A 19,490-nucleotide genomic window follows, 5' to 3' on the forward strand; every position below is an offset into this window, starting at 1 on the left:
TAATGGGTCGTATTGCGCATTTCGTCCACTAAATCGGATTATTTACGCAAGTTCGGGGTGAGCGATCGCGGCCCGCCGACTTCTGAATCTCGATCGCTCGCAAACTCGCTGCTCGATCGGGATAGCTAGTCGAGGCGCAGGCTCTCTATGAAACGCAGTACCGCGACCACGCCGGGGTCCTGCTGCCCGATTGTGCGGTCGCCCTGCCAGGCGGCACGTCCGCGCGCTGCCCGCAGAGCCGTGGACGACTCGACGCCCGCCAACGCAGCAGACCGTGCCAGATTCAGCGAATCGCTACCGGCCGGTGCCTGGCGCAGAACGGTGATCACCGGGTGAAGCGCATCCAGCAGCGTCTTGTCGCCCAGGGCAGCGCCGCCGCGCTCGCTGATTCGGTCGAAAACGGCCTGCAGAAACGGCACGGTCGAAGCGGCGGTGAACTCGGCTTCCGGCGCCAGCGTCGCGGCACCGCCGAGGATCCCACTGCCCACGAGCGCCGCGAAGGTCGATGGATTCGCCGATGAAAACGCCTCACCGGCAGCGCGCAACACGCTGGCGTCATCGGCATTTTCGGGGAGCGCGGTCAGCGCGTCGATGACGGCCAGGCTGCCCGCGCCCACCGTAATCCCCAGGTCGCCATCGCCCACCGCCGCATCAAGATCGCGCAGCTCGACGATGTGCGACTGCATTCCGGGGAGACTCGCCAGGAGAACAGTTCGCAACCGGCTCGGTGTGGCCATCAGAGTGACGACCAGCGCGAAGTCATCGACCAGCGCCGGTGGCGCAGTGACGATCAGCGCCGGTGCCGTGCCCGCGGTGACAACCGGTTCGGACGACCCCTGCCGGAAGAAAGGCGACGAAGCCGGCGCATGGATCAGCTCTTCGAGCTCATCATCAAGTTTCATGATCGACAGTGACGCCCCCGCCATTTCCAGGCTCGTGACGTATTCGCCGACGTAGCGCCGGGCAATCGTCACCCCTTTCTCCGCGAGAACGGAGTGCACCCGGCGATACATCACATACAGTTCCTCAAGCGGAGTCGCCCCAAGTCCATTCACCAATACTGCAACCCGAGATCCCGACACGAGGGGAATCTCGGTGGCCAGCTCTGTGAGAAATCGGTCCGTAATTTCGTCCGCGGTCTCGAGCGGCCCGCGATGGGTGCCCTGTTCGCCGTGAATCCCCACGCCAATTTCCATTTGGCCCTCGCCGAGCGTGAAGGTGGCTTCGCCCGCAGCAGGCAGGATAGTTGCGGAGAGACCCACGCCCATCGTGCGGGTGTTATCCGCGGCCTTCTGCGCGACGCGGGCTACCTCGGGTAACAACCACAGCCGATCGGCGGCGGCCCCGGCGACTTTATAGACAAGAACGAGTCCGGCGACACCCCGGCGCGAGTCCTTCTGGTTCAGGGGAGCAGACGGCAGGTCGTCAGTGCCGAGCACCGTTTCGACCTCGAGACCATCGGCCCGGCACAGGTCAGCAGCGAGATCGAAGTTGTAGACGTCGCCGCCATAGTTGCCATAAAGATAGAGCAGACCAGCATCGGATGCGACGGCGCGGGAGGCCGCATAGATTTGCGCTGACGATGGCGACGAAAAGACATTGCCGATCGCGACGGCCGAGCACAAGCCGCGGCCAACATACCCCAGAAAGAAGGGGAGATGGCCGGAGCCGCCGCCCGTGACGATGCCCACCCGACCCGGAGCCGGAGCGTCAACGCGAACGAGCGTGCGATTGTCCGTTGTCGCGGGACGAACCTCGTCCGAGTGAGCGGCGAAGATGCCCTCCATCACCTCGTCGACGAAAGCCTGGGGGTCGTTGATGATTTTGCGCATGGTCAGCTCTCGTTGTACGAGCTGCCGAGAGCGTTGATTACGTCAAGCTCCGCGGTGCTCGCCGACGCCACGGCCGAACGCACCGGGCTGGCCTCGAATCCACGGGACGCAATCGCGTCCTTCAGATGCGTCAGGCTGCCGCCATTGACCGCAGCGACGGCCGCCTTTACACGGGGCTGCCAGAGCGCGATCTGGTCTGCGTCTCCCGCGATCAGGGCGTCCCGCAGGTTCACAAAGGGCTCCGGGTAGGCGGAAGACACACCCGAAATGATGCCGTGGCCGCCGGCTTCGACCAGCCAGCCGAAGGAGACATCGTTGCCGGAGAAGACGGTGAAACCTTCGGGCGCGGCGTCCAGATAGGTCTGTACGGAGGCATCCGTTTCTCCGCTGAGCTTGACGCCGGCCACACCGACCTCGATCAGCCGGGCAAGGATGCCCGCGTTTGAGACGGTGGTGGTGCGTGCTTCAAACAGGTAGGCGAAGACCTGAGCGGTGCCGGCAGCGGAAACCAGGCGACGATAGTACTCGACGACCTGGTCCTCGGGGGCCGGCTGAAAGAAAGGAGTGATTGCTGCCAGGCGGGTTGCGCCATGCTCGACCGCGCGCCGAACGAGGTCCTCGGCCTGACGCGCCGTTGCCGCGCCGACATGCAGGTAGACGCTGTCGGCCGGAAATACTTCGAGGGCGAGGTCCAAAATCTGGATGCGTTCGTCATTGGTCAGGCTCGGGAATTCCCCAGTGGTGCCAGCCGGGAAGAGAGCGTCGACACCCTTTGCTTGCAACCATTTCAGGTGCGCGCGAATAGCGGGTATGTCGAGCGATTCATCCGCTTTGAAAAGCGTGGGGGTGGCGGTGATGACGAGGGGCAGGCTGGGAACAGTCATAGAGATCTACTTTCTGATGAGGGATTTGGGAGCGGCGGATACGGCGACCTTGCGACGTCGACGAGCCAGCAATGGGGGCAGCGTGATGGCACTCAAACTGATGACCAGGATCGTCATGGCGATCGGGCTGGTGAGGATATTTTCGACCCCACCGATCTCGAGGGCTCGTCGAAGGTTGCCCTCCGCGAGTTCGCCGAGAATGAGCCCAAGCACGACAGGTCCGGCCGGAAAACCGTGGCGGCGCAGGAACAGGCCCACGATTCCAAAAACGAGCATGATGCCCACATCGAAAATGCTGTTGTTCACGGCGAAGGTGCCCACCATGCAGAACACGATGATGACGGTCCAGAGAAAAGCGGGCTTGAGCTCGAGAATCTTTGTAACGCCGCGCAGCCGAAGCAGGCTGAGACCCAGGGTGATTAGGGTCGCGACGGCCATGATTCCGGCGATAGTATAGACCAGATCTGGTCGGGTGGTGAACAGCGCTGGTCCTGGTTGAATGCCCCAGACTACGAGTGAACCGATGAGTACGGCCATGACCGAGTCGCCCGGTATGCCGAGGGCGAGAGTCGTCGTGACGGATGGTCCAAGCGTCGCATTGGAGGCGGTGTCAGAGGCGGTGAGGCCTTCGAGTGATCCCTTACCGAACTGCTCGGGGTGCTTGGACGCCTTCTTAGCCGCAGCCCAGGACATGATGCCGGCAATGTCACCGCCAGCGGCCGGCACAGCGCCCACCACGACGCCGACGCCAGTACCGAGTGCCAGTGGCTTGACCATGGAACGGCGTTCCTTCATGTTCGGCCACCAGCGCCCGAATTGCGTGATGGCGGCGAATTTCTCGGGACGATGCGTGAGTATCTGGTCGAGAACGTCGGCGATGCCGAAGAGCCCGATAATGGCGGCGATAAAGGGGATGCCATCACTCAGCTCGAGCACGCCAAAGGTGAAGCGGTCGGTGCCGGTGATCGGGTCGCGTCCAACGGTAGCGAGGGCAAGCCCTAGCGCGCCGGCGATGAGGCCTTTGCCGATCGTGCCCCCGGAGACGCCGACCATCATGGTGAGGCCGAAAACGACGAGGGCGAACATTTCAGCCGGACCGAATTTTAGGGCCACACTGGCGAGCGGAATCGCGGCAAAGACAAGGAGAATAAGCCCGCCGAAGGTGCCGATGGCTGAGGAAAATGCTGAGGTCGTCAGCGCCACTCCCGCACGCCCCTGTTTGGCCATCGGGTAGCCGTCAAACGTTGTGGCGATGGATGCCGGCGTACCCGGTGTATTCACCAGGATTGCCGGTACGCGGTCGCCGAAGTTCGCCGCCACATAAATGGTGAGCAGCACGGCCAGGCCGGGGACCGGATCCATGGTCAGCGTGAAGCTGCTGGCCAGGGCGACTGCCATTGTGGCGGTGACACCGGGGAAGGTGCCCACGAGCATCCCGATCGCCGCACCGATGAGGATGCAGAGAAAGACGAATGGATCGGCGATTTGGACGAGTCCTTCTGCAACCGCGTTCACAGGGGCACCTTCAGTAGTAGTCCGAACAGGGCGTAGAGCACTGTCGTGCAGACAATCGGAAATATGGTGAGTGGCTTCCATCCTCGGGCACCGAGCAACCAGGCGAGCGCCACGAAGAGCGCGCAGGTGGCAATCGGAAAGGTGATGAAATACCACATGACGCCATAGGCTGCGATGACCACGAAGACGGCAATCACCCGCACGGACCCAGCCCGGGTGGGGCGCTCGAGTTCGTCGTCCGCGGCGCTCGGCGCCACGACCTCTTTAACCAGCACACCCAGGCTGAGCGCGGCGACGATGCCTCCGAGAATCTGGGGCCACCAGCGCGGGCTGAAGCTCGTGGCGATCGAGGGCTCCACGATGCTCTGCGCTAGAGCGACGATGGCGAGCCCAATCACCAATCCAACGCCCGGGCCGATGAGTCGGTGAAATCGCCCAGTGCCGTCAGCCGGAGCGGGTGCTCCAACCTGCACTTCGGAGGCTGTCATAACTACTCCGCGAACAGATTCGAGAAGCGCTCGGACTCAGCGTTATAGAAGCTCGAGAATTCATCCGGTGCGCTGTACACCGGCAGGTTGCCCGAGGCATTGATGATGTCGCGGAAGGCGTCAGATTCGGCGGCAACCTTGACGGCTGCAGCAAGATTTTCTCGAACGGATGCCGGCAGCCCGGCCGGTGCGCCGATGGCGCCCCAGCCGCCGATCGTCACATCGATGCCGAGATCCTGAGCGGTCTCCACGCCAGGGAGGGCGTCGGAGGCGACGGTATCGAGAATCGCGAGAACGCGCAGACGCCCGTCGGACGCTGCTACGGAGGTTTCGGAGATTCCGGCGATCACGGCATCTACTTGGCTGCCGATGGCCGCGGTGACTGCGGGAGCGCCGCCGTCGAACGGAACGGCCTTGAGCTCAACTCCGGCGGCGTCGTTGAGGGCTGTCGTAGCGGCCTGCCAGATAGATCCAGCACCGGAGTTGGAGACGGTGATGGCGCCGGGGTTGGCTTCGGCGGCATCGAGCAGCTCTTGCAAGGTTTGATACGGGCTGTCGGCGCTCACGGCGATCGTTGCTGGCACGGCCACGATCTGGCCCAGTACATCGAACGCGGCGGGGTCTAGGTCGTAGCCCTGGTACTGCAGCATGACGGTTTCGACCGGCAGATAGCCGATGGAGTAGCCGTCGGCGGGGCGACCGGAGAGGAAAGACAGCCCGACGGAGCCGGCGCCGCCTGTGCGGTTCTCGACAATAATGGACTGGCCCAGAGACTCTTCCATCGCAGCGGCCAGGGTGCGTGCCGAGAGGTCCGAGGCGCCTCCAGCCTGATAGGGCACCACGAGCGTGATGGACTTGGTCGGATAATCTTCGCTGGGTTCTGTCGTGGCGTCGCGGTTGGCGCATCCGGAGAGCGTCATTAGAACTGCAGCTCCAGCAGCGATGGGAATGATGAATTTTTTCATGGTGTTCCTTTCACGTCATTGTGTCTTTGGTCATGCGAGAAAAAACTGGTGAAACGAGCCTTACCCTCCGGCGTATTCCCGACGTACGCGCAGTCTTGAGCGGTCGAGATGAGACTCGAGTTCGTTGGATGCTGGTTGGAAAGCCCGTGTTTGGATGAGTCCGGCGAGGTATACGTGACTCTGCAGGGCGAGCGGTAGGCCTGTGTGCTCCAGGTTGGCCACGAGGAGCAAATTCTCAATGGTCGGCTGGTACTGCGACCAAACGTCTGACAGTCGGCGGTGATGTGACGCTGCGTAGAATGAGCTGTGGAATTGCACGTCGGCTCGAGTGAATGCGGCCGTGTCGCCAGTCTCGGCCGCACGAGTCATGGCCGCGAGCGACCGCGCCAGGTTTTGGTCGAGTTCATCTGCGTGTTCGCCGAGCGCCACCCGCAAAGCGAGAAGTTCGAGTGAGGCTCGCAACGTGAACAGCTCGTCAATGTCGGCGGCGCTGAGGCCCACGACGCTGGCGCTGCGGCCGGTCGAGATGACGAGGCCTTCCTGCGTGAGGATGCGAATTGCGTCACGAATGGGCCCCCGGCTGACGCCGAAATCCGTCGCCAGTTTCTCCTCAACGAGGAGTACACCCGTCTGCAGACTCTGGGTGATAATTTGCCGACGTAATTCATTGGCGACCTGGTCGCCGAGTCCGGCTGGTCGCTGCGGGAGCAGAGGTTGCGTCATTGATTCCTCGATCTGTTTACAGTAAACAGTAAACGGTTATCGAAGTCTACGTACCCGCTGCGTCGGTGTCAATCGAGCGACGAGGCCCTGTGGCTGGTCGAGGCGCGTTCTTCAGACTCAGGCCACGGCAAGCGCTTCTGCGAAACGCCCCGACCGTCGGTCGAGCCTGCCGACCCCCGTCGATCCCTGTCGACCATGCGGTGAGGTGCACACCCACGATGCCGTGCAGCTTCACGACTGACTACTTGCCAAGCAGTTCCGATAACTCGGCGAGGGTTTCCCGTCCGAGCGCCTGAACGACGTCATCATGGTTGGCCCAGGGCCCTGTCTGCTCGGTCAGTGCTTTGACAAGTGCTCGCACCCGTCGGCGGCTTCGTTGGCTCAGCCCGATCAGCGCCTCGCGGGCATCATCCATACAGGCGAGAAGCACCACTGCGTCTTCAGCGTGACGGCCTCGATCTCGGGAGTCTTCCAGATAGGCAGCTCCTTTGAGCACCAGCGCGCCACGGACAGTCGAGATAACGAGCCTGACCGTGTCCGCTTCGGTCAATACATCAATGTTGATTGTCTGCTGCAGTGCGCGGGTGCCTCCGGGGATTCCGAACAGCGGGCGGCCGTTCATACGGCTTCCTGGGCAGATGTGATCCATTGGGTCGCGGCCGAGCATTCGCGCGCATCGCCGTAGGTGTACAGAGCTAGGGCCTCAAGCACTCGGCGGTGCACCTCGTCACCTTCAACGACAGCAATATCGCCGGAGTCATCGAGGCCCAGACGAGACCTTCTGGCCACGCGGCTGGCGTCATGTGTGACCAATACGCCCAGTCCACCTCCAGCGGAGAGGCCAAGCTCACTGGCCAGCACGGAAACGAAACGCCTCGTGGCCTCGTCGCTTGCAGCTCGTCTCAGCGACACCCGGCCCCGAAGGATCTGGCCCGCGAGCGCGCCGACGTCCAAGCTCCGGATGCGGTTTTTCAGTCGGCTTCGTTCGGTGCTGCTCAGCTCGGGAGTCTTCCCCGTGGCGAGCAGGTCCAGAGCGGCCTTCTGAACCGCATCTGTCCAGTTGCGACCTCGGTGCGCTGTGCGTTCCAGTGCCTGAACCTGACGCTGGGAGATTGCGTGTGAGGTGCCGTACTTCGTGGCAACTATGCGACCACTCACGACCGCTCGCCTCACCTGCCGGGCGGTAACTCCCAGCTCCGTCGCGGCCTGAGACGTGGATAAATGCATACAGATATAGTCCCATGTCGGACTATATCTGTCAATATTGTGCAGATCTTTGGCGAGGCAATGGTTGATGGCGAGCACCGAGTGAAATCTCCCTGACACAAGTGCGTGGTTGCGTGGCGCCCCTGCCCCGAACGTCAGTTGCATTCAAGTAAGCGGATGCCGCAGCCCCGACGATACCGCCGCCCACGTCGCTAGTCGAGGCGCGAGGTACGAGCGATCGAGACCCACGAGCGAGCTCCAGACCGCAACCAACCTGCCGTCAACCGCCTTCACCATGGCTTTCATTTCAAGCGGATGCCCACTACGCGGGCACGCTTCCCCCGGCGATGTAGGCGCTCACCAGGTGCGCGGCGTGCCGGTCAAGGTTTTGGCGTCCGCGGTCATAGCGCGTCGTGATTCGCGGGTCGCTGTGTCGGGCGAATATCTGCGCGTCGCGCAGTGATGCGCCGGCGTCGAGCGCGGCCGTGATGGCCGCATGCCGCATCGTGTGGGGGTGAGTTCCGGCCGGGAGGCCAGCTCGCTTGACGAGGATCTTGCAGCGGCCGTACGCGCCGCGCCGGTTTTGCGCCGTGCCGCTCTTGGTGAGCACGACGGGGCCGGTGGTCAGGTCGTCTGAGGCTGCGAGGAGGGCGCGCAGCACCGGCACCGGTAGGGGCATCGTCGCGTCCTTATTGCCTTTGCCCGTGAGTCGAAGCACGCGGTGCCCGCGAACCTCGTCCTGAAAGTCTTCGATCTGCACATTGCAGGCCTCGCTCACGCGGAGGCCCATCAGCCCCATGAGCGCACATAACGCGCCGTCGCTCGGGCACGACGCCGACGCGACTTGTAAAAGCCTGCCGAGTTGAACCCGGTCGAGGCCGAGCTGTTAACGCCGACTGAAAATAGGGCCATAAACGGGCTCTCCTGACTCTTCCGTGGGTTAGTTCCGGCCGGGGGGCACGGGTTTGTGGTCGCCGAGGCTGAGCATAGCGAGGGCGATGAGCACATCGGGTGATGTGAAGCCGAAGGCGATGCGGGTCATGAGGCGGATCTTGGTGTTCATGGATTCGACTCGTCCGTTGGAGAGGCCATGCTCGATGGACGCCAGGATCGCGGTGCGGTGCTTGACGATGCTCTTCTGCAGTTTCACGAACGAGGGGATGCGGCAGCGTCGGGCCCAGCCGACCCATTTGTCGAGGGCTTCGGTCGCTTCGTCGAGGGGCAGTTTGAAGATCACCCGGAGGCCTTCCTTCAGGTAATAGGCGCGGGCCAGCCGCGGGTCGGTCTGCACGATCCAGGCGAGCTTGGCTTGCTGCTTCTCGGTCAGGTTTTCCGCGTTCTTCCAGAGTGCGTAACGACAGTTCTTGATGCCGGCAGCTCGAGCACTATCCGGGCGAGCGGGAGCGTCGGCGGCCGGCCACGGGTGCGGCGAGCATCGTTGTGTCGGGCGGCTTTGCGGGCATCATTCCACGCGGTTCGACGGACGTCATCGAGGGCTTCGGTGGCCCATTTCACGATGTGGAACGGATCAGCACAACGCACGGCGTTGGGTGCTTTCTCCGCGACAACAATGGCGTTCCAGGCCGCACCGTCCGCAGAAACATGCGTGATCTGCGCCGACCGCTCCGGCCCTAACGCGTCGAAAAATGTCGCGAGGGTGGCTTTGTCCTAGCCCGGTGTGGCTCAGACGAGGCGGCCGGAATCGTGGTCGACGACGCAGGTTAAATACTTGTGGCCGCGCTTGTAACTGATCTCGTCAATCCCGACCCGGGTCAGGTCCGCGAACTCGTCGAAGTGCTTCTCGGTATCGGCCCAGACCCTGGTGATGATCGCCCCGACGGTGCGCCACGCGATGCGCATCAGCACGGTGATCGCGGTCTTGGACGTTTGCGTGGCCAGCCACGCGACCTGGTCGTCAAAGAACAGCATGTGACCGCTTTGGTGCCGAGCACACGGGACGGCAGCGACGGTCACGCCGTGCTCACCACAACTCACCCGTGGCGCCGCGGCTTCTAACAGGATTTGCACCGAGCCCGCGTCCAGCGACCGCCGGCGGCGCCGACCGTCACCAGCGTCGTAGCGGGGGCAGCGCTTTCGGCAGGATCCACAGCGGTTCCGCATCGACGCCGGTGGTCGCACCGACGCGACCAGAATGCCCGTGTCCACATCGACCAGCGATCTGTTCCAGACTCCACACCGTCGCCCAGCGTCGGTCCTGGCGGTGGGGCTTATTACGCCCCTTTCACACCTGTGTCACCGGTCCAAAGATAGGCACACCGTTGGCGTCTTTGACTGCCCCCGAGAGACGGTCCTGGACGTAATCTGTGTGTGATCAACTCTTTGTAGGCCGCGTCTACGCGTTGGATTCCTGCCAAGTTAGTGGCTGGTTTCCTGCCGCAAGAGCGCTAATTATCAGGCCAGCAAATCCCTTCCCCGACGGTGGTTTCGGGGATGTGCAGAGTTTGAGATCACCCGGTGGACGGGGCCCACACCAGAGTGTTGGGGACATGGGCCCGCCACCCCTCGATAGGTTCCTTAAGGCGTAGCTACTGCCAAGCGGTCGCGCCGGAAGGAACGAGAAAGCAGATGACGGTACCCATGTCCGTGCAGGAAAATATCAGAACTCTCGACTCCCCCGGAATCGCGGGCCGGGAAATCGCCCGCCGGTTAGGGGTGAGCCGTGACTCGGTGACGAAATACACCGTTCAGCAGGACTGCTCACCGAAGCCTCCGACGCCCGTTCCCAGGCCGGCCGGGTCGGTATTGACCGGCTTCGAAGGCACCATGGAGTTGTGGCTGGGCGAAGACCAGCGGCGGCCGCGCAAGCAACGCCACACCGCCCAGCGGGTCTTTGACCGATTGGTCGCCGAGCAGGACTATCTCCGCAGTTATTCGTCGGTGCAACGCTTCGTCAAGAAGTGGAAAGCCCAACACCGGCACGCCGGGGAGGGGTTCACCGAGTTGGTCTGCCCGGCCGGTACCGCCCAGGTCGACTTTGGGCAGGCCGAGGCCATCATCGCCGGGACCCGGCAGGTCCTGCACATCTTCGTCGTTACGTTCCCGTTCTCAAACATGTGCTTCGTGCAGGCCTACCGCGGCGAAACAGCCGAGTGCGTCTGCCACGGGCTGCGCACCGTGTTCGACCACATCGGCGCCGCACCCCGCACTCTGGTCTTTGACAACGTCACCGGCATTGGCCGACGTATCGGGCCCAAGGTTGTCGAGACGAAACTGTTTAGCGCGTTCAAGCTGCACTATTGCTCGGAGTCCCGCTACTGCAATCCGTACTCGGGCAATGAGAAGGGCAACGTGGAAAACGCCATCGGGTTCCTCCGCCGTAACCTCATGGTCCCCGAACCGGAAGCGGCCACCCTGCACGGCCTCAACAAGGTGCTGTTGGCGCGGTGCCTGGCGTTGGCTGCGGCCACGCATTATCGCAAGGGCCTACCGGTGGGCGAGCTCTTCGCCCAGGACGTCGCCGCGTCTCTGGCCTCATCGGGAGTCGGGTTCCACCCGGTGCGCTACGAGTCCCGCACCGCCGACAAGACCGGGAACCTCCTCATCGACGGAAGCACCTACGCGGCCGGGTCCTCCTTCCACAGCCGCACCCTCACCGTCGGGTTGCGCCACGACGTCGTCGAGGTCCTGGACGAGCAGGCCACGCCCGTCCGGTCGTTCCCGCGGGCCTTCGGCCGGCAGGCTGAGACCATCTTCGAACCCGCGGCGCTGCTGCCGTTGCTGGTGACCAAGCCCGGTGCCTGGAGTCACTCCCAGCTCCGGCCCCTGGTCCCCGACATGGTGCGGGACTGGCTCGACACCGCCACAGCCACCAACCAGCGCCGACTCCTCAGCGCCGTCGATGCCGCGAGTGGTTCGGCCGGGTTCGACGCCGCAATCCACGCGGCCGACCTGCTGATCCAGCGCGGAGATACCCCGGATATCGCCGCGTTGGGCATGCTCGCTAGGCGCTAGGCGCTTGGCCCACGGCACCGCCCCAGCGGCGGAGAACGTGGACCTGAGCGTCTATGACGTCTTCACCACCAACACCAGCACCGTCAGCATTTTTACGACGGTAAACACTGTGACTGGAGAGATCGCATGACCCTCATCACCGTTCAAGACATCATGGAGACCGGCCGGCAGGCCTCACTGACTCATACTGTGCTGGCCGGATGGGCTGAGAAGGGAACCCCGAAACAACGCGAATACCTGCATGGGGTGCTCACGGCCGAGCATGAATCCCGGCAGGCCTCCCGCCGCCAACGGCTACTGACGGCCGCCCGGCTGCCAGCGTTGAAATCGCTAACCGAGTTTGACTACTCCAACGTCAAGTTCTCCGAGGACTACGGCCGGGAGGAGCTGACGTCGTTGGAGTTCAATAACCGGGCCGAGGACCTCGTCCTCTATGGTGATGTCGGCACTGGCAAAACGCACCTTGCCAGCGCGCTGGTCGCCGCCGCCTGCCGTCAGGGAATTCCGGCACGCTTCTTCACTACGTCCTCGCTGGTCATGCAGCTGCGCCGCGCCCAGGACGAAGGACGCCTCGATCGGGAGCTGGCATCCATAGCGAAAAACCAGCTCCTCGCCATTGACGAATTCGGCTATTTACCGATCGATACCGAAGGCGCCCGGCTTCTGTTTCAGATCATCGCGAACGGTTATGAAAAAAGAAGCCTGATCATCACCACAAACCACGAGTTCACGCGCTGGGGAACCGTGTTCGGCGACGACAATATGGCCGCTGCCGTCATCGACCGCATCGTGCACCACGGCCGACTCATCCAATTCCGTGGTGAGTCCTACAGGGTCAAACACGCCCTCATGAAATAGCCGCAGGCACACCAGCCCGAGGACGAAAACAACCCCGAAAACCGGCGGTCCCAGCCACCGTGCTCAACTGGCCGGAATCAGTGCCGCACTGGCCGATATTTATCGCTCAAATGGCCGACCTCAAGTTGACAAAACACAACGTAATCGCGCAGCAGGTCGTTGGCCAGAAGCTTCACCGTCTTCGGGCGCTGTGCCACAAGGTCCGACTTCCACTGCGCAACAGACGCCCGATACTCCAGCTTTCCCCCGCGGGTGGCAGCGTTGCGACGCAGCTCGCGCGAGAGCGCCGACGCAGACCTCCCCATCTCCCGGGCAATACCACGCACGTTCGTGCCCTGAGCTCGCAACAACGCGATTTCCTCATGCTCAGCAAACGAGAGATAGCGACCAGTCAGTGCGGCGAGCGTGAAGGAGGACATACCACCACGATGTCGGAACCCAGGGCACCGACTGCCTGCGACACGCCAACAGCTGTTGCCGCATTCTCGCTCGATCTCCCGCCGATGCGACGGCGCACCCGGCGACTTCATCGGAGACCTACCTGTTAAATCCTTCATCCAACCCGCGGGACGCCCCATCAGATACCTCCATAATTGAGGTGTTGCGACGACCCGTTGAATTCGCCTTCTGAGCCCGCATCTGAGTGATATGTAAGGCCTGGCTGCACCGCGTGGCCGGCATGGTCGCGGCGCCAGAGAGCCATATTCAAACAGACCTCAACGAACGGTGTGTCTTTGACCGTTGAGGCATGATAGTCCACAATCGCTCGGGAGTACGGGTCGAGGGTGAAGGCCACGCAGACAAACCCTCCTCACGCTGGCACGTACGTGAAATCCGTTACCCGGCTGTGGTTCGGGCGCGGCGCACTGAAGTTACGATTGAGCAGGTCAGGGGCTCGCGGTGAGTCCTTGCCCGTCGAGGCCGACGCCCGGTTTTTAGGGCCTCGCACGAGGCCGTTCATGCCCTCGAGACGCATCAACCAGTCGGCCGTCTACTTGGACACGCCAGCGAACCCGCCCCGCCGAAGCCAAGTCGTCATCTTCCGCCTATCGTAGAGAACCTCGGGTTACTGACGGTCCTAGCAATCTCGGGCCTTCAACGCCCTGAGACGGTCGACGAGGACCGCGTCGCTCTGGACTCGCGCGGCGGCGCGAGTCGTCCATGCACGATACGTGCTGTGAAGTAACAGCGACGCCCTGCTCGCGCAGAACGCCGCACGTCAACTCGACTCCATGGCCGTTCGCCTTCATCCGCAGGACGAAAGTTACTAAAGACGGTTGCGAGGGTCAAGTACCCTGAGATCAAGAAAAACGCTGCTGCTTTGAGGATGTCATTCGTCTCGTTCAGGTCACAGTTTTCGCGTTTGAGGCGTTTGATCTCCTCGAACTCCTCGGTCGTGGGCCCGGTGCGTTCGCCGGCGTCGGCCTGCGCCTGAGTGACCCACTTCCGCAGCGTCTCGGCGCCGATGTTGAGTTTGGGCGCCAGGTCGTGGCACGCGGCCCACAACGACGGGTAATCCTTCACACGATCAAGGGTCATACGGACCGATCGGTCGCGAACCTCTGTTGGGTGTTTTTTGGGCATATTCGAATTTTTTCTACCAGAAAGAAAGCGCCAGGAAATCAGGAACGGTTCACACTCGCTTCCTGCCTCACATCGTTGAAGGGAGATACGCCTCGTGCCGATTCGCACAGATGCTGTGGCGCCAATAGCCGGTGCGCATCTTCCCGAGGCCATCGTCCCCTGCGGTAAGACTGACTGTTGCCTGACTATCGATGTCAACAAGCCCTGAGTTCGCAGCCGATTTGGGGGAGATGGCAGCGTCACATGAAGAGTGCAACACCGGCACTCGACGATCGAGAACAGCTACGGTATGTGTGGATCCGCGCATTCCGTATCCCGTACCCAGAGGCCCAGAGGCCCAGTCGTCGGTGGCAATTGTCATGGGCTCCACGCCTTCAGGAACTGAACCAGTCGGTTTGCCGAAACAGCCGCTCCCTCCATGTTTGGAATTCGCCGATGCCAAAACAGAGCGCCATGATGCTCTCCTCTGCCGCATGAGCGCCCAACCGGTGGTCACGGCAACAAGGCTGATGAGTGGCCAAATCAGCATGTCGCACGCCCGGTTACACTAATAAGATGTCAAAAAGGTGGGGTTTTGAAAATGAAAGAGCTGTTCATTCTCGGTCAGGGAAATCGAAAGCGATTATTCTGTCTGTAGGTGCAGTTGTTACCGTAGGTTTAATGCTGGCTGCGGTGGCGTCATCGCATCGGGAGCCCGTCTCGCAAGCCTCGAATCAGATGCCAGAGAGAGAACCAAGACTGCGTACGTCTATTATCGCAGGGTTCATTGGTGACTCATGGACAGGCGGATCGGAGATGGGAGGTAACGCCAAAAACAACTGGTCATTCCTAGTGGCTGAACACTACGGGTGGGCAGGCGTCCCACTGGCAGCCGGCGGAGCAGGGTACGTTGCCGGGGGCGGTCAGGATCTGCAGTTCGGTTCCAATGTTCGCATCTTTGACATCGCCTCACGCAGGCCTGACATCTTACTTATAACAAACGGCGTTAATGACTTAGACGTTTTGCCTGAAAGTCAAGAATATAGGTTAGACGAAATTCGTGTTGAAGCGGACCGGGCGTTCCAGCTGCTCAGCGCCGAGGTTCCACGGTCTAAAATCGTGGTGATCGGATATATCCCACCAGGTGGATCGAACGCTTGGTATGTAAGCGCAAATTCTGTTCTCAGTGAGGTATCTGATGCACATGGAATCATGTTCATTGATCCAACATCCTTAGATCTGTTTTCGGGCGAAAACCAACGGCTAATCGGAACAGATAAGTTCCATCTGACTGATGAAGGCCATTCCTATTTTGCTGATCAGATGATTCTACAATTGAACGCTTTCGGCGCATCAGGCTGGCCGCAGGTTTACGCAAATTGGACTATCGCTGAAAATCCGTGAATAGATAAGATCGGGTAATTTCTCTAGCCAGTTTTCTAAAGAACGGTTTTCAACCACAAAATGATCGATATGACTCACGAAGGGGGGCAAATGATGAATATCAAAGGCACTAATATTGCGTATTCTTTCAGTGATTCACGGATGAAGAAATCGTGGGACAAGAACTCCCGGTTTATGACGATTCTAGATCAAGTAGTAAATAGTGGCTCGAATTTCGTAGTTGTTGCTTTAGTGGCCAACGTAGCGCCTGTCGATTTCTTTGGACAATTTTCTATTGCCTACGCTGCCCTGATCTTTTTCCTAGGGGTTCAGCGTGCCCTCATCGGAGAAACACTCGTTGTTTATTACTCTGAGGGGTCGAAAAGCGCGAGGGATTTAGGCCCAGCGATAGGTGCATCATTCACCTGTGGACTGGGCGCCTGTCTGCTTATCCTCCTGCCTGCCTTTGTGTTGCCGCCAGAGTCTCGCCTCCTTTGGGTTCTGATGGCGTGTGGCGCCGTGCCGATTCTTATACAGGACTCTCTTCGTTATGTGTGTATTGTCCGGCGCGAATCAGCAGCGGCATTGATCTTGGATCTCATCTGGACCATACCAGCTATTGCTGGAATGGTAACCGTCGTGATATTTGGTGCCGCCGCGGAATCAGTGATCGCGATTTGGTTAGTCGGAGCGCTCGTTTCTATGGTGTGGGGCCTCGTCCGCTATGGTGGGGTACCCCACCCAATCGCAGGTGCTAAATGGCTTGCGCGCCATCGTTCCTCATCGCTACGTTTTTTTGGTGAGTTCGCTATTTTAAACGTCTCCACCTTTGTCGTGTGGATTCTGCTTGTCCCAATCATTGGTGCTGCGGGGGTTGGTGCGCTGCGCGGGGCGCAGCTTCTCTTCTCGCCATTAAACACGGCATTTAATGCCGTACGCCTCGCTGTTATTCCGGAATTAATTCGATCTCGGCAGACAATAAAGTTTCGTAAGCAGTTGATTGAGGCAGCGATCGGGCTAGGGGCAATTTTTGTCGCTTGGACGATACTCATTTTGCTTCTAAACGATGGTTTGGGGGAGCTGATCCTTGGGGACACTTGGGCCGCCGCGAGCAAGTTGCGGGTCGAATTCTCGGCGCAGTACGTTTCTTTAGTTGCGTATACCGTATTACTCGTGATCTTTCGCTCGGTACCGCTCAACAGAACGGCGACGAAGATGCGAGCTTGGTTGGCTGTCTTTACACTCGTTCTGCCGCTAATCTTGGCAATGTTCCTTGGAGCAACCGGGGCGGCCTGGGGGTTCGCCGCGGGGATATTTCTAAGCGTATTGATTGGCTCCGCAGCCTATATAAGGCATAGATGGAACCACCTCGAAAGCACGGCTGCATAGGTGACTATATCTGCTTGTACATATCCAAAAAAGATAAATTTTCATGTTTGCGACGATTTTGGATATAATCTGTCTTTCACCAAACAACGCGAGGTTTCCTTGAAATATATTGATCGCTCGCCATCGCCACAGCGTATGGATGGTGTGACACCAGTTCATGGGCCACTTCGCGTCAATCCGCTTTTAGCTCTGGCTGTCGTGCTGTTGATCGTTTGCACGCTTGCCGTAATGGCGCCAGGAATAGCCCCAGCACTTCCCCTCGTATTCTTGAACGTAGCCGTTCTATTCGCTGCGAAGCGAGCGCTTGCGCCAGCGGTCACTGCTCCCGCTCTGTATTTTGCAATATTCTTGTCCTTCAACGGCTTGGCGGGGTTTGTTTTCTCAAATTCGCTTTCGGAAGCTCGGGGTTCTGGTGCGGTATATCAGGTTCTGACACCAAATCAAACATTGGATACAGCGTTACTTTTTTTTCTGGCTAGTACACTCATTTGCCTAGGCGCCATAGTGGGATATCGGTTTCTGAATGCGGAGATCCGCTCATTCGATGTGTTTTCTTCGCTCAAATTTGAAGGTCTGCAGAGGATGATCCCCTTAATTCTTTTCGCCGCAACACTTGTGCTGGGGGGTATTGTTATGGCAGTGGGGCCTGCGGAGTTGCTCCAACGTGAGTCCTATCTCCTTGCTACTCGACCAGGGATAATTACAATCCTGACCATCGCTTCCATGGGTATGATTATTGCACTTGGTGTCGTTTTGGCGGGCAAGAATCGTTCGCACCGCTGGTTCGCATTCCTTCTACTGCTTCTGTTTGCGTCCTACTTCATATCTTTAGGTAGCCGTCGATTAGCCCTGATACCAATCTTGGTGATGGCGGGCTACATTCTGGCTGGAGGTCGATTTAATATGAGACTGGTAAGTCTTTCCGTCCTCTCCGGTGGGCTCCTGCTTGCCCTGCCGCTCCATTTCCGGCAGCACGATACCCACGGTCTCCTGCCTTATCTGCAGAGCCTGAGGAGTTTCGTATTCGATTCTGAGTCTATTGAGGCTAATATAAACAACGTCTTGGTGGGTTTTCGAATCGTTGGACTGACCGCATTCGATCGTCCCGCAATCCCTTGGTCTACTTTCTTGACCTCCGTTAATCCCCTCCCCGGGGAATTGGCGAATTGGTATGAAATCTCCAATGCGCTAAGGATAAACATTTACAGCCCGTATGGGGCGATAGGCGAAATTGGCAATCGAGGATGGGCTTTCACTATATTCTGGTTTCTATTGTTTGGAATCGCTTTGGGTGTCATGCAGCGCTACAACATGCGTTTGCTAATAAATTCCAAATATCGGATTATCGGACTGCTGATCCTAGGAATACTCGCAATAGCTGCAATTCAATCGACGCAATATAATTTGAGAACGGAAATGCGTTTAATCTACTATGTTATTTTTCTATTAGTTGCAGCCGGGAGCGCTGGTCTGTACTTGCGGTCAAGACCCCCTCAATCACAGCCAGGCTCTCGAATTAGACCGAAGATCAATGGAAGGTTCCTGCGCGGGGGTTCGTCTCGCTGAGTGACGGGGTCTGTTCGCAGCGCCAATCAGTGTTTCTGAGTGCGCGGCGAGGACCTTCGGGATCGAAATCACGCCCAGTAGCGTGCGGGGGTTAAGGTGTGTCCCGGTAACGGTGTTTCCGGCGTTTTTCATTAGTAGGATTCTGTGTTCGGCCAGCGGTCGTGGAAGGTAATGGCGAAGGCGTTGAGAGCTGGTTTCCAACGCATCGTCCAACGAGCTCCGCCCTCACGGAAGATGTCAATCTTTGTGAGTCAGTTTCTTTAGCCGGTCATTGAGTTCGTTTTCTCCTTCTCGGGTTCGTTGATCCAGGTCGTCGTTGGGAACGTTGGTGGCTGCGGGTTCTGTCGCACGAAGCGCTCGGGGNGTCGTCGTTGGGAACGTTGGTGGCTGCGGGTTCTGTCGCACGAAGCGCTCGGGGTGGGCGGTATATGCGGTCGTGAGGACGCGGGCGCGGGCGTGCTGAATGGCGGGTGCGCGGCCGTGGTGAACGTTGAACGGGGTATGCATTCCGATACCCGAATGACGATGCTCGTGGTTGTACCAGTCGTAAAATTCAGTGCAGAATGAGCGTGCCTCGGCGAGGCTGTAGAACCGGTCGGGGAACTCGGGCCGGTACTTCAGAATTTTGAAATGCGACTCCGAAAAGGGATTGTCGTTACTCGTATGTGGGCGGGAGTGTGACGTGGTCACGCCGAGGTCAGCGAGGAGGAACGCGACGGGTTTCGATGCCATCGAGGAGCCGTTGTCGGAGTGGATGGTCAGCTGGTCTCGGCGAATGTTTTGCTTCTCGATCGTGTCGAACAGGAGCCGCTCAGCCAGTTCGGCGCACTCCCGGGTCGCGACCATCCAGCCGACGACGTATCGGGAGTAAATGTCGATAATCGTATACAAGTGAAAGTACGACCATGTGGCCGGACCTTTCAGCTTCGAGATATCCCACGACCACGTCATGTTGGGTCCCGTCGCGATGAGTTCGGGCTTGACGCGCGCCGGGTGCTCGGCCTGCGCACGACGCTCACCGGTCTCACCGTGGGCTCGGAGTAGACGATACATCGTCGCTACCGAGCAGAGGTAGGTGCCCTCGTCGAGGAGGATCGCCTGGATCTCCGCCGGCGCCTTGTCCACGAACCGCCTCGATCGCAGAAC

General features: G+C 60.0%; 13 protein-coding genes and 6 pseudogenes. 5 read left to right on the forward strand and 14 right to left on the reverse strand.

Going from position 1 to position 19,490, the window contains the following annotated elements; all coding sequences use genetic code 11:
• Positions 1 to 125: 125 nt before the first annotated feature.
• The 11 genes and pseudogenes from CXY71_RS06795 to CXY71_RS21890 all read right to left on the reverse strand — a co-directional run.
• Positions 126 to 1,832 (reverse strand): dihydroxyacetone kinase family protein, encoded by a 1,707-nt coding sequence (locus tag CXY71_RS06795; protein WP_199184234.1) that lies wholly within the window; start codon positions 1,830 to 1,832, stop codon positions 126 to 128.
• 2 nt (positions 1,833 to 1,834) lie between these two features.
• On the reverse strand, positions 1,835 to 2,716 hold the full coding sequence (locus CXY71_RS06800; RefSeq protein ID WP_104134902.1) for a dihydrodipicolinate synthase family protein: 882 nt from the start codon (positions 2,714 to 2,716) through the stop codon (positions 1,835 to 1,837).
• Between the two features lie 6 nt (positions 2,717 to 2,722).
• Positions 2,723 to 4,231, reverse strand: coding sequence for a tripartite tricarboxylate transporter permease (locus CXY71_RS06805; protein ID WP_199184235.1), 1,509 nt, complete (start codon positions 4,229 to 4,231; stop codon positions 2,723 to 2,725).
• Complete coding sequence (locus CXY71_RS06810; RefSeq protein WP_104134904.1) at positions 4,228 to 4,719, reverse strand: tripartite tricarboxylate transporter TctB family protein; 492 nt, start codon at positions 4,717 to 4,719, stop codon at positions 4,228 to 4,230. The genes CXY71_RS06805 and CXY71_RS06810 overlap by 4 nt, the downstream gene beginning before the upstream one ends.
• A 2-nt stretch (positions 4,720 to 4,721) precedes the next feature.
• Positions 4,722 to 5,684 carry a tripartite tricarboxylate transporter substrate binding protein gene (locus CXY71_RS06815; RefSeq protein WP_104134905.1) on the reverse strand — a complete coding sequence of 321 codons (963 nt, stop codon included), beginning with the start codon at positions 5,682 to 5,684 and terminating at the stop codon, positions 4,722 to 4,724.
• 60 nt (positions 5,685 to 5,744) lie between these two features.
• Complete coding sequence (locus CXY71_RS06820; protein ID WP_104134906.1) at positions 5,745 to 6,407, reverse strand: GntR family transcriptional regulator; 663 nt, start codon at positions 6,405 to 6,407, stop codon at positions 5,745 to 5,747.
• A gap of 241 nt (positions 6,408 to 6,648) precedes the next feature.
• The gene (locus tag CXY71_RS06825; protein WP_104134907.1) at positions 6,649 to 7,029 is read right to left on the reverse strand and encodes a hypothetical protein; all 381 of its coding nucleotides are present in this window, start codon (positions 7,027 to 7,029) and stop codon (positions 6,649 to 6,651) included.
• Positions 7,026 to 7,565 carry a hypothetical protein gene (locus CXY71_RS06830; RefSeq protein WP_146072763.1) on the reverse strand — a complete coding sequence of 180 codons (540 nt, stop codon included), beginning with the start codon at positions 7,563 to 7,565 and terminating at the stop codon, positions 7,026 to 7,028. Before CXY71_RS06830 ends, CXY71_RS06825 begins: the two co-directional genes overlap by 4 nt.
• Positions 7,566 to 7,935: 370 nt before the next feature.
• A pseudogene (locus CXY71_RS06835) lies at positions 7,936 to 8,469 on the reverse strand (tyrosine-type recombinase/integrase); the annotation flags it as partial.
• Positions 8,470 to 8,553: 84 nt separating this feature from the next.
• Positions 8,554 to 9,776, reverse strand: a pseudogene (locus CXY71_RS06840) (ISL3 family transposase); the annotation flags it as partial.
• A gap of 4 nt (positions 9,777 to 9,780) precedes the next feature.
• Positions 9,781 to 9,933 (reverse strand): annotated as a pseudogene (locus tag CXY71_RS21890) (IS30 family transposase); the annotation flags it as partial.
• A gap of 278 nt (positions 9,934 to 10,211) precedes the next feature.
• Here CXY71_RS21890 and istA point away from each other — a divergent pair.
• Positions 10,212 to 11,715, forward strand: a pseudogene (gene istA, locus CXY71_RS06845) (IS21 family transposase).
• Positions 11,712 to 12,443, forward strand: coding sequence for an IS21-like element helper ATPase IstB (gene istB, locus CXY71_RS06850; RefSeq protein WP_199184236.1), 732 nt, complete (start codon positions 11,712 to 11,714; stop codon positions 12,441 to 12,443). The pseudogene istA and the gene istB overlap by 4 nt, the downstream one beginning before the upstream one ends.
• Before the next feature lie 137 nt (positions 12,444 to 12,580).
• Here the strand turns inward: istB and CXY71_RS06855 are convergent.
• Both CXY71_RS06855 and CXY71_RS06865 read right to left on the reverse strand, forming a co-directional pair.
• A pseudogene (locus tag CXY71_RS06855) lies at positions 12,581 to 13,000 on the reverse strand (helix-turn-helix domain-containing protein); the annotation flags it as partial.
• Positions 13,001 to 13,538: 538 nt separating this feature from the next.
• Entirely contained in the window at positions 13,539 to 13,982 is a 444-nt protein-coding gene (locus tag CXY71_RS06865) for a transposase (protein WP_146072764.1), read from the reverse strand.
• Between the two features lie 558 nt (positions 13,983 to 14,540).
• Here CXY71_RS06865 and CXY71_RS06870 point away from each other — a divergent pair.
• From CXY71_RS06870 to CXY71_RS06880, 3 genes are read left to right on the forward strand one after another with little or no spacing between them, the layout of a single operon-like run.
• Complete coding sequence (locus CXY71_RS06870; RefSeq protein WP_146072765.1) at positions 14,541 to 15,410, forward strand: SGNH/GDSL hydrolase family protein; 870 nt, start codon at positions 14,541 to 14,543, stop codon at positions 15,408 to 15,410.
• A 60-nt stretch (positions 15,411 to 15,470) separates the two neighbouring features.
• Positions 15,471 to 16,778, forward strand: coding sequence for a hypothetical protein (locus CXY71_RS06875; RefSeq protein WP_104134913.1), 1,308 nt, complete (start codon positions 15,471 to 15,473; stop codon positions 16,776 to 16,778).
• Entirely contained in the window at positions 16,779 to 18,344 is a 1,566-nt protein-coding gene (locus tag CXY71_RS06880; RefSeq protein ID WP_146072766.1) for a hypothetical protein, read from the forward strand.
• Positions 18,345 to 18,734: 390 nt separating this feature from the next.
• Here CXY71_RS06880 and CXY71_RS06885 read toward each other — a convergent pair.
• Positions 18,735 to 19,490, reverse strand: a pseudogene (locus CXY71_RS06885) (IS3 family transposase); the annotation flags it as partial.

The sequence above is a fragment of the Cryobacterium sp. Y62 genome (assembly GCF_002929785.1).
Classification (GTDB): Bacteria; Actinomycetota; Actinomycetes; order Actinomycetales; family Microbacteriaceae; genus Cryobacterium.